This window comes from Kitasatospora sp. NPDC059803, from assembly GCF_042732255.1.
Lineage (GTDB): Bacteria > Actinomycetota > Actinomycetes > Streptomycetales > Streptomycetaceae > Kitasatospora.
Genome location: NZ_JBHWIJ010000002.1, coordinates 40844 through 51663 on the forward strand (window position 1 = coordinate 40844; position 10820 = coordinate 51663).

Below are 10820 nucleotides of genomic sequence, written 5' to 3' on the forward strand. Positions count from 1 at the left end.
GCCCGCGCCGGGCCTCCGCGTGGCGCGAGGACGTGCGCGGGTGGATCGCGGCCGGGACCGCGCTCGACCGGCGCGCGGTCCTCGACCGCGGCCTAGTCACGTCGGTGACACCGCACGACGACACCCCCTGGGCGCGGCTCGAGGCCATGCCCGGCCTGGAGCCCATCAAGCGGCACCTGCGCGCCCTGCGCGATCAGACCGAGTCCACCCGGGAGCTCATCGCCCGGGGCGTGACCCCGCGTGACCCCGCGGCCCACCACCTGATGTTCACCGGCAACCCCGGGACCGGAAAGACCTCCGTCGCCCGCCTCGTGGGTGAGATCTACCGCGACCTCGGCCTGCTGCGCCGCGGCCACCTCATTGAGGCCAAGGGCTCGGAGCTCGTCGCCGGATTCGTCGGCCAGACCGCGGAACGGACCAATGCGCTGATCGACCGGGCCCTGGACGGAGTGCTGTTCATCGACGAGGCGTACGCTCTGAGCGATCAGAGGGACGGCTTCGGTGGCGAGGCGATCACCGCGCTCGTCCAGCGGATGGAGAACGACCGCGAGCGGCTGGCAGTGGTGGTGGCCGGCTACCCCGCCAAGATGGCGGAATTCCTCGAAGCCGACCCGGGCCTGGCGGACAGGATCGCGGCCCGGATTCACTTTCCCGACTACGCCCCCGAGACCCTGTACGCCATCCTGCTCGGCCTGCTGGCCGACCGGGGCCTGCATCCGGACGAGGCCGCGCACCAGCAGCTGCGCGACGTCCTCGCCGGGATGTACCGGGTCCGCACCGAGAACTTCGGCAACGCCCGCGCTGTGCGGAAGCTGGCCAACGCCCTGTTCGCGGGATGGGCGGGACGGGTGCGCGAGCGGGTCGAGCTGCCGGTGCGGTGTGAGGACCTGCCTGCGGAGTACGCGGCGTACCTGCCGCGCCCTGCACCGGCCATCGCAGACCTGCTGGCCGAGCTGGACCACTTGGTGGGGCTGCCGAAGGTACGGGAGTTCCTGACCGGGATGACCGAGCTGCTGGCCTTCCGTGAGGCCCGCGGTCTGAAGCTCTCCCGGCCGCCGCACATGCTCTTCCTCGGCCCGCCCGGGACCGGGAAGACCACGGTGGCCCGCCTGGTCGGACGGATCTTCCACGCCCTCGGGCTGCTGCACTCCGACAAGGTGGTTGAGGTGACCCGCGCCGAACTGGTGGGCCAGTACCTCGGCGAGACCGCACAGAAGACCAAGGAGGTCGTCCGCTCCGCCCTGGACGGGGTGCTCTTCATCGACGAGGCGTACACCCTCGCCTCCGGCCCGGGCCGCCAGGACTACGGCAGGGAGGCGCTCGACACCCTGACCCGGGAGATGATGGAGAACCCCGGGCGGCTGGTGGTGATCGCCGCTGGTTACCCGCACGACATGCGGGAGCTCCTGGACTCCAACAGCGGCCTGCGCTCCCGCTTCACCGAGACGCTCCAGTTTGACCACTACCCGACCGCCGACCTCGTGGAGATCCTGCGCCGCAAGGCCGAGACGGAGCGCTACCTGCTGACGGCGGAGGCAGCAGAGCGCGCGGCTACGTGGTTCGAAGCCCAGCGTGCGGCAAACCCGCGGGACTTCGGGAACGTCCGTACTTTGAAGCTACTGCTCTTCCCCGCGATGCAGACCCGCCTGGCCCAGCGCCTGGGCCGGTCCGGGTGGCAGGGGCCCGCCACGGAGCCGGTCAGTTTCACGGCGGAGGACGTGCCGCCGCCGTGAAGGTGGGCGCGAATCCGTCGCGTCCTCCGTCGCGTGCCAGCGTCAGTCGGCTGCCCAGGACAGTGCCGCGTGCGCCTCGGCGCCCTGCAGGTCGCGCCGGTCCAGGGCCCGGCGCAGCCCGGCGTCCACCTCTCGAAGCCTGGTCTCCACAAAGGTGGCCAGCGCTTCGGCCTCGGCCAGGGCGGACCGAGTGGACCTGTCGGCAGTCTCGGCCGTATCAGGTGATGAGGAGCTGCCGGCCAGTGCCCTGGCCAGTTCCGCGTCGGTCTGCGCGTGTAGGCGCAGCGCGGCGAGCTGCCCGTCGCGAAGGCCCTGCAGGTCGGCAAGCTGCTGCTCGACCAGGGCGAGCCGCTGCTGTGCGCTGTCGAACGTCCGCTGCTCCGCGGCGAGCGCGGCCTCGGTCTGCTCGGCACGGGCCAGCGCCTGCCGGGTCTGCGGCGCGAGGACCGCCAGTTGCTCCTCGGACAGCTGCAGCAGCCGCTCGGCGCTGATCCGCAGGGCATCCTCGACGCCCGCGTCCTTGCCGCGAAGCTGGAGTAGCCGCGCGGTGATGGTCGCCTGCTGCTCGCCGAGCCCGTCCAGGGCCGCGACGATCCGCTCCAGTCGGCGAAGCTCGTCGACCTGGCGGCGCAGTTCGGCGTGGTCGGCCAGGCGTCGGCGCAGCTCCTCCTGACGGTCGAGCAGGTCGGTCAAGTCGGTGCGCTCCGTCGCGAGCAGGTCCCCGACCTGTGCCAAACGGTCCGTCAACTTCGCGACACCGCCCCGTAGGGAGGCGCCGGCGCGGGCGGCATCGAGCAGCTCGGGCACTGCGTCCGCAAGCGTCGCGGCCGCGCTCAACGCGTCGTCCAGTTCGTAGAGCACCGCCAGTGCCGTCGACCCGCCGGGGCCCGCGTCCAGGGTGCGCAGCTCGGTGCAGACCCAGCTCAATGCCGCCCGCAGGACCTGCGGCGCGGCTATGGCACCCTCGGCACCGGCACCCTCCAGCGCGTCCCGGATCTCCCGCCTGAACTCCTCCATGCCACCCCCCGAGGCCGGACCGACCCTGTCCTAGCCGGGTGTCATGCTATCGAGGCAAAGGTCTCAGCCGGGGGCTCGGGCCCGGATATCCTGGCGGTGGCCGATCGGCTGGATACGTCAACCAGGGGGATCCGTGACCGAGTTGCTGCGCTTCCAGGGCCCGCAGGGCAGTTCCCTGGTGGTGGAGGTGGAGGAGGACTCCCCGGGGATCGAGCTGGTCTCCCGCACAAACGAGGGCATCGCCGAGGCGGCGCACCAGCTCGACGAGGCGCTCACCGCCAGCCGTCCGACCATCGAATCCGTGCTGAACTCGCTGCGGCACCTCAAGCCCGAACAGATCGAGGTCTCCTTCGGCATCAAGCTCAACGCCGAGGCGGGGGTGGTCATCGCCAAAACCGCCGCCGAGGGACACTTCGACGTGACGCTCAGCTGGCGGACCACCGGTCCGGCGGCGGAAGACTGAGTCGTGGCGATCGATCCGGCCCGTCCGCCCTGGCTGGTCGGCATCCGGCCCAGAGGCGCGCCGGTGCCGGACGGGTGCGGGACGCTGGTCACGGACCGACTCGTGCTCACCTGCGCCCATGTGGTCGACCCGGCGAACCCTGCCGAGCCCCCGTCCGGGCCGTTGCATGTGCACTTCCCGTTCCTGGCCGAGCACGAGCCGATCCCCGCGATGATGGTCCCCGGCGGCTGGCACCCGCGGCAGGACTGGGCGGGCGACGTCGCGCTGCTGGAGCTGAGTCGCCCGGCGCCACCCGGCGCCAGCCCGGCACCGCTGTGCCGCACAGACGCCGACCTGTTCGACCACACCTTCCGCTGCTACGGATTTCCCAAGGGCCACGAATCGGGTGGAGTATCCATCCGCGGCGACATCGTCGGCTACGCCGAGATCGACTGGCTGCAGCTGGAGTCGACGACACCGACCGGTTGGACCACCGAACCCGGCTTTTCCGGCGCTCCGGTGTGGGACAACATGCTGCGTGGCGTGGTCGGAATGGTCGCCGCGCGGCAGAAACCGGACAAGACCGACCGCCGGGTGGGGTTCGCCAAGTCCCTGGACTCGATCAGTCGGCTCTGGCCCGGTCTCGGCCCGCTGGTCCACGACATCACCGAGCAGGAACAGCGCCAGCAACTCGGTGAGATGTTGGCCTTGCCGCTCACCGCCGCCGGGGAGCTGCCCAGGCTGGACCAGGTGGATCCGCACGACCTCGGGGTCAGCGAGTCCAAATACACCGCCGGCGGTCACGAACCCTATGTCGCGCGGCCCTCGGCCGACCGGGAGCTGGACGAGGCCTTGGCTGCCGGCGGCTTCGTACTGGTCACCGGCGGCTCCAAGGCCGGCAAGTCCCGTACCCTGCACGAGCGCCTGATCCGTAGCCACGGCGAAGCCCGGCTGATGGTCCCCCGGCGCCACCGGGGTGCCCTGGAGGCCCTGATCCGGGTCGGCCTGCCGCAGACCTCCGGGCCCGGTGAAGAGGTCGTCGTCTGGCTCGACGACCTGCACCACTACCTGCTCTCCGGCGCCTTGGACACTGGCGTTCTTGACCTTTTGCTGCGGCACGACCCGCCCTTCCTCCTGGTCGCCACCCTCACTCACCGGCACCGGGAGGAGCTGCGAACCCTGGACAACGAGGTCGGCCGCGCCGCCGGTGCGGTGCTGCGCCGGGCCACGGTGGTGACGCTGCCGCGCGCACTGGTCGAGGAGGAGCGCCGGGAGGCCGCTCTGGTCTACCCGCGGGAGGACTTCTCGCAGCGCGGCATCGGCGAGACGCTGGTCGCCGCGCCGGCCCTGGAGTCCCGCTTCGACGCGGGCACCGAGCAGTGCCCCGAGGGCTGGCTGGTGGTCAGGGCCGCCGCCGACTGGGCTCGGATGGGCGCGCTGGCCCTGCTCGACGAGCCGACCCTGCGCGAACTCTTCGACGAGTACCGGCGATGGGCCGCCGAGCTCGACGTGGAGCCGGGCGAGGCAGTGTTCCACGCGGGCGTCGACTGGGCGCGCGACCGCGCGTCGGCCGGGATCGCCCTGCTGGGCAGGGCCGCCGACGAGCCCGGCCGGCCGGGCTACGCGGTCTTCCCCTACATCGCCGAGTACCTGGACGCCGTCGGCGGACCCGAGACGGAGATCCCCGACTTCGCCTGGACCCGGGCTGCCCGCACACTCTCCGACGCCGACCTGCTGACGCTCGCCTACATGGCCGGGGCCCGCGACAAGGAGGATGTCGCCACCGCCTTGCTGACCCGTCTGGTCGAGCAGGGCGAGGAGGAGGACGTGCGCGCCACCGCCGCCCTGCTACTCGCCCTGGTCTGCCTCTACCGGCGAGAGTTCGCCGAGGCCGAGGCGCTGCTGCGCCAGGCAGAGGCTGCGGGACCGGAGAACGTCGCCGAGCTGGCCAAGGTCGAGCTGGCGGATCTCCTCGCCGCGCGCGGTGACTATCCGGCGGCGCGGGAGCTGCTGGAGGCCGCGATCAGCGCACGGGACCCGCACATCGCCCTGATCGCCCAGGCCGGGCTGGCCGGGGTGCAGTGGCAGCTGGGCGAGGTGGAGCAGGCCGAACGCCTGCTGGCGGCCGTACTGGCGTACGGGGTCGAGGAGGTGGGACCGCGCGCCACCGAGCAGCTCGGCCGGGTGCTCGCCGGCCAGGGTGGCGCGCCCGTGATCGCCCCGCTCGGTCTGGGCGGACCGGATCACGGCAAGCAGGCCATGACGCTGCGGTCGACGGGCGGCGGGGGCGAGCCTGCGGATCAGCCGTGGCTGCTGTCCGAGGTGGTCGGCGCGGCAGCGAGTTCCTCCATCGCCGCCATCGCCCGCACCCGCGTGGTCGGGCTGCTGGTCGGCCAGGGCGAACTCGACCGGGCCGAGGAACTGCTGCGGTCCGTGATCGAGGACGGCGACCCGCTGGCCCGCCCGGTCGCTCAGGCCTCGCTGGGAGAGCTGATGATCCTCCGGGGGCACCATCAGGTGGCTGCGGACCTGCTGGAGCAGGCCATCAACGCCGCCGCACCAGCGGCTGTCGACGGGCCCCGGCTCTACCTGGGCTTAGCCCGGCTCTACCTCGACCAGGTGGGCGAAGGGCTGGCGCTGGTCCAGCAGGTCGCCGGGGCGGGACACCCGGAGAAAGCGCCCGAGGCGACGGCCCTGCTCGGCTTCTGGTTCGCCAACGCCGAGAGGCACGAGGAAGCCGAACACTGGCTTCGGCTGTCGATGGCGGGTGACCACCCGCGCTGGGCCAGGACCGGCCAGGTCGGGCTCGCCTGTGTGCTGGCCGGCCGGGGCGAGCAGGAGGAGGCGTTCCGCCTGCTGGCAGAGGTGGCCGCGTCGGGTCGACGCGATCCTGGGCCGTGGGCGGCGCACCTTAAAGGGAACCTGGCGCTGGCGCTGGGGCGGCCGGACGAGGCGGTCCAGGCCTACCGAATGGCGGTCGCGTACGGACACCGCGAATGGTCCCTGGCAGCCCGGATCAACCTCGCCCTCGTCCTTGCCAATCAGGAACTGGCCCAGGACACCGCGCTGGACGCCGGCTCGACTGGGGCGCGCGGCGGCGCCGAGGAGGCCGCCGCTCTGTTGGCAGAGGTCGCCCAGGCACCGCACACCGAACTCGCCCCCCGGGCCGCCGACCTGCTCGGCGACCTCCTGGTGCGCGAGGAACGGCCGGAGGAGGCCGAGGCCGCCTACCGCATGGCGATCGACTCCGGGCACCCGGAATGGACCCTGGTCGCCCGGATCGACCTGGCCATGCTGCTGGTCAACCTCGAGCGGTCCGACGAGTCCGAGGCGCTGCTGCACGAGCTGATCGCCTCGGCGCACCCCGTGGCGGCCGGCACCGCCACGGCCTTGCTCGGCGTGCTGCTGCTGTACACGGACCGGTGGGAGGAGGGGCGGGCCCACCTGAGGACGGCCGTCGACACCGCCAGGGGACCCGCGCTCCAGCTGGCCCGCTTCCACCTGGCCAAACTGCTGATCGAGCAGGACGAACCGGAGCGGGCCGCCGAACTGCTGCATGCGGTGGTCGAGGACGAACCCTCGGAGGCGACCGAGGCCGCCCGGGCCACCCTCGCCCTGCTACTGGTGCGAGCCGGAAAAGCGGAAGAGGCCGCCGAACTGGTCGCAGGCGATGCCGGTTCTGCCGACCCGCGAACCAAGGAGACGGCCTTCGCCGAGGCCGGCGAGCACCTGTTCGACGCTGGCGAACTCCACGCTGCGGCCGAACTGCTGCAGGCCGTACGGGAGATCCCCGGGATGGCGCACGCACCCCGGGTGGCGGCGCTGCTGGGCGTCGCACGGCGGGCACTCAACCAGTTCACCGAGGCCAGGGAACTGCTGACCGAGGCACTCGACTCGGAGGAGGAGCCGCTCGAACCGATGGTCCGCCGCTACCTCGGCAGCACTCTGTTCCGGCTGGGCGAGTCCGCGCAGGCGGAACAAGTGCTACTGCCGCTGGCCTGCGGCGACGTGGACGGCGGGCACCGGCCAGGGGCGTTGCTGCTGCTGGCGCAGATCCTGGACACCATGCCCGGACGGCAGGAGGAGGCTGGCGACTGGTTCGAGGCGGCGAGCCACTGCGGCGATCCCGAGATCGAGCGCCGCGCCGGCCTCGACCACGCGCTGCAACTCCAGCGGCTGGGCCACCCGGCAAGAGCCCGGGAGATCCTGGCCGCGCTGAGGGTAGAGGGCGCCGACCACACTGGCGGTGCCGATCTCGACGACAGCGCCGGCCGCGGTGACAGCGCCGACCGCGGTGGCATCCTGCTGGACGCAGCCGAGCCCACGCCCGCCGCTGGCCTGCCGGTGGCCGTGCTGCTCCTGCTTGCGGACCTCGCCGACGCCGAAGCCGACCCAGCCGAGGCGGCCTACTGGCGCACCTGCGCCGAAGCGGCTGTCACTGCCGAGCGGTAGTACGCCCGGCACTCGTCGAGAAGCCAGACCGTCTGGCCCAGCCTGATCCGGGTCGGCTGGGACGAGACCGGCGGCACGGTTGGCTGTCCTGCCCTGCCAGGGGGTCGGGGGAAACGATCTTCAGGGTTGTGGGAACGAACCATCTGCCGGCTGGGTGAAGTCGCAGGTCAGCGGATTGTGTCGGTTCCCGACCAGCAGCACCCCACACCCTCCTCAACCCGGCACACCGCACGATCCGTGTCATGTGAGGCCTCAGGACATTGTTGACGCGGTGTTCTCGGGACTCTCTCTCGACGAACCCTCGCCCAGGACGGCGCCTCGGGAACGAACTTCACCGGACTCCAGGACCGGGATCGTGCCCCGACGGGTGGGTGGCCCGGGGCGGCTGGGTTCAGGCCCGGGTGGGGTGGGTGAGGGTGTGCCAGGCGTTGTAGCCGCCGAGGAGGTCGAAGACGTCGGTGTGGCCGTGGTGGCGCAGCAGGCTGGCGGCGATGGAGGAGCGGTGGCCGCCGGCGCAGTGGACGACCAGGGGGTGGCCGGTGGGGATCTCGTTCAGGCGGCTGGGGAGTTCGGTCAGGGTGATGTGCAGGGATCCTTCGATGGAGCCGGCTTCGCGTTCGCCGCAAGTACGGACGTCCAGGACGGTGGGGGGCTGCTCATCGGCGAGTGCGGTGCGGAGTTGGTCGGCGGTGAGGCGGCTGGCGGGGGTGAGGTGGTCGGCGAGGGCGGGCAGGGCGTTGTCGGGGTTGCTCAGGTAGCCGGCGATGTGGTCGAAGCCGATGCGGGCGAGGCGGGTGACGACCTCGTCCTCGCGGTCCTGCGGGGCGATGATCGCGATGGTGCTGTCGGGGGTGAGGACGGTTCCGGCCTGTTCGGCGAAACGGCCGTCGAGGGGGACGTTGAGGGCGCCGCGGACGTGTCCGGCGGCGAAGTCCTGGGGGTTGCGGGCGTCGAGGACGACGGCGCCCGCGGTGCGGGCTTCCTTGAGGCCTTCGGGGCACAGGGGGCGGGCGGCGTTCGTGCGGTCGAGCAGCGGGTGGTCCTGCCGGTTGAGGGCGGCGTCGTGGCCGAAGTAGGCGGGGGCGGTGGACTGGCCGGCGGTGACGATGCGGACGAAGGTGTCCTGGTCCATGGGCTGGCAGGCGTAGTTGGTGCGGCGCTGGGTGCCGATGGTGGAGCGCTTCTCGGTGGAGAGGTTCTTGCCGCAGGCGGAGCCGGCGCCGTGGGCGGGGAAGACGAGGGTCTCGTCGGGCAGGCCCATCAGCTTGTGGTGGACGCTGTCGTAGAGCATGGCGCCGAGTTCGTCGGCGGTGACGCCGGTGGAGGCGAGCAGGTCGGGGCGGCCGACGTCGCCGATGAACAGGGCGTCGCCGGTGAGCACGCCGTACGGGACGGTGTCGTCGGGCTGCTCGAAGACGAGGATGCTGATCGACTCGGGGGTGTGCCCGGGGGTTTCCAGGATCTGGAGGGTGACGTCGCCGAGTTCGATCCGCTCGCCGTCGGCGAGCTTGCGGATGGGGTACTCGGTCTCGGCGCGGTGGCCGTAGCCGATCCAGGCGCCGGTGCGGTCGGCCAGTTCGAGGTGGCCGGCCAGGAAGTCGGCGTGGAAGTGGGTGTTGATGACGGCCTCGACGGTGAGGCCGCGGGCCTCGGCGTCGGCGACGTACTCGTCGACGTCGCGGCGGGGGTCGACCACGACGGCGCGGCCGGTGCGCTCGTCGGCGATCAGGTACGAGGCCTGGGAGAGGCAGTCGAGGTAGAACTGGGCGAAGTACACGGGGAACCTCCTGGGCGGCGTCGGGCGCCTCGGCGTGGTTTCGATACCCCCACCAGTATATGTGCCAGCATACCGCCCCACGGTTGATACGGGGCGGGGTATCGCCGAACGAGGTCGATAATACCCCCAGGGGTACTATGGTGGACATTGCGAGGGACCGGCCGTCGCCACCGGAGACGGGTGGCGCCAAGGAGGCGCTCACACCCCCCGGCGAGCCGGCCCACGCCACACCAGACCATCGGAGAACCGCATGCCCCCGCTGCCGCCCAACCCCGGGCAGACCACCCCCGCTCAGGCCCACCAGCTCGCCCGCGCCGGCGCAGCCGTCCTGCTCGACGTCCGGGAGCGCGGCGAGTTCACGGCCGGCCACGCCCCCGGCGCCCTCCACCTGCCGCTGATCGCCCTGGCCGCCCGCGAACCGCTGCCGCCCGAGGCGGACGGACTACTCGTCCTGGCGATCTGCCACTCAGGCAACCGCTCCGCACGGGCGGCGCAGCTGCTCGCCGAGCGCGGCGTCGAGGTACTGAACGTCGTCGGCGGCATGGCCGCCTGGGAGCGGGCCGGGCTGCCGGTCACCACGCCGGGCGGCGGCAGCGGCAGCAGCGGCAGCGATGGCGGCGGGAACTCCAGGGACGCCGGGGACGCGATATGACCGCGCTGCTCCTGGCGCTGGCCGCCGGGGCCGTGGTCGGCCTCGCCCTCGGCGGCCTCGGCGGGGGCGGCAGCATGCTCGCCGTCCCCGCGCTGGTCTACCTGCTCGGCTTCAGCCCGGCCCTGGCCACCACCGCCGCCCTGGTGATCGTCGCCGCGACCTCGCTGACCGGCCTGCTCGCGCACGCCCGGGCGGGCCGGGTCCGCTGGCGCACCGGCGCGCTGTTCGCCGCCGCCGGGCTGCCCGCCGCCACAGCCGCCGGGGCGCTCTCGGCACACCTGCCCGGGGCGCTGCTGACCGGCGCGTTCGCCGTGCTGGCCGGGTTGGCCGCCTGGCGGATGCTGGTGCCGCCGAAGGCCGCCCCGCAGGAACGTTCCGCCGCCGGGTGGGGCCGCTCGACGGCGACCGGCGCCGGGCTCGGCGCGGTCACCGGGCTGCTGGGGGTCGGGGGCGGGTTCCTCGCCGTCCCCGCGCTGGTCTCGGTGCTCGCCTTCACCATGGCCGAGGCGGTGGGCACCAGCCTGCTGGTGATCACCGCCAACGCGCTGGCCGCGCTGCTGCCCCGCCTCGGCGCGACCGGTGCCATCGACTGGGCGGTGGCCGCCCCCTTCACCGGGGCCGCGATCCTCGGCGCCTGGGACGGCAAGCGGCTCGCCGACCGGCTCAGCGGGCGCACCCTGCAACGGGCCTTCGCGTTCGCCCTGCTCGGCGTGGCCGCGCTGATGCTGGTCACCGCCCTGCGCTGAT

General features: G+C 72.6%; 7 protein-coding genes. 5 read left to right on the forward strand and 2 right to left on the reverse strand.

Annotation, left to right across the window (positions count from 1 at the left end; translation table 11 throughout):
- On the forward strand, positions 1 to 1733 hold a 1733-nt coding region (locus tag ACFV6I_RS00805), incomplete at its 5' end, for an AAA family ATPase (protein ID WP_380423155.1).
- 42 nt (positions 1734 to 1775) lie between these two features.
- On the opposite strand, the gene ACFV6I_RS00810 is transcribed toward ACFV6I_RS00805, so the two are convergent.
- Complete coding sequence (locus ACFV6I_RS00810; RefSeq protein ID WP_380423156.1) at positions 1776 to 2750, reverse strand: hypothetical protein; 975 nt, start codon at positions 2748 to 2750, stop codon at positions 1776 to 1778.
- Between the two features lie 133 nt (positions 2751 to 2883).
- On the opposite strand from ACFV6I_RS00810, the gene ACFV6I_RS00815 reads away from it, so the two are divergent.
- Positions 2884 to 3213, forward strand: a complete 330-nt coding sequence (locus ACFV6I_RS00815; RefSeq protein ID WP_380423157.1) for a CU044_2847 family protein — start codon at positions 2884 to 2886, stop codon at positions 3211 to 3213.
- Between the two features lie 3 nt (positions 3214 to 3216).
- Positions 3217 to 7644, forward strand: a complete 4428-nt coding sequence (locus tag ACFV6I_RS00820) for a tetratricopeptide repeat protein (protein WP_380423158.1) — start codon at positions 3217 to 3219, stop codon at positions 7642 to 7644.
- A gap of 391 nt (positions 7645 to 8035) precedes the next feature.
- Here the strand turns inward: ACFV6I_RS00820 and ACFV6I_RS00825 are convergent, their stop codons facing one another.
- Positions 8036 to 9421, reverse strand: coding sequence for a rhodanese-like domain-containing protein (locus ACFV6I_RS00825; RefSeq protein ID WP_380423159.1), 1386 nt, complete (start codon positions 9419 to 9421; stop codon positions 8036 to 8038).
- 250 nt (positions 9422 to 9671) lie between these two features.
- Here ACFV6I_RS00825 and ACFV6I_RS00830 point away from each other — a divergent pair, with 250 nt between their 5' ends.
- Both ACFV6I_RS00830 and ACFV6I_RS00835 read left to right on the forward strand, forming a co-directional pair.
- Positions 9672 to 10073 (forward strand): rhodanese-like domain-containing protein, encoded by a 402-nt coding sequence (locus tag ACFV6I_RS00830; protein ID WP_380423160.1) that lies wholly within the window; start codon positions 9672 to 9674, stop codon positions 10071 to 10073.
- Positions 10070 to 10819, forward strand: a complete 750-nt coding sequence (locus ACFV6I_RS00835) for a sulfite exporter TauE/SafE family protein (protein ID WP_363376397.1) — start codon at positions 10070 to 10072, stop codon at positions 10817 to 10819. The genes ACFV6I_RS00830 and ACFV6I_RS00835 overlap by 4 nt, the downstream gene beginning before the upstream one ends.
- Position 10820 lies beyond the last annotated feature (1 nt).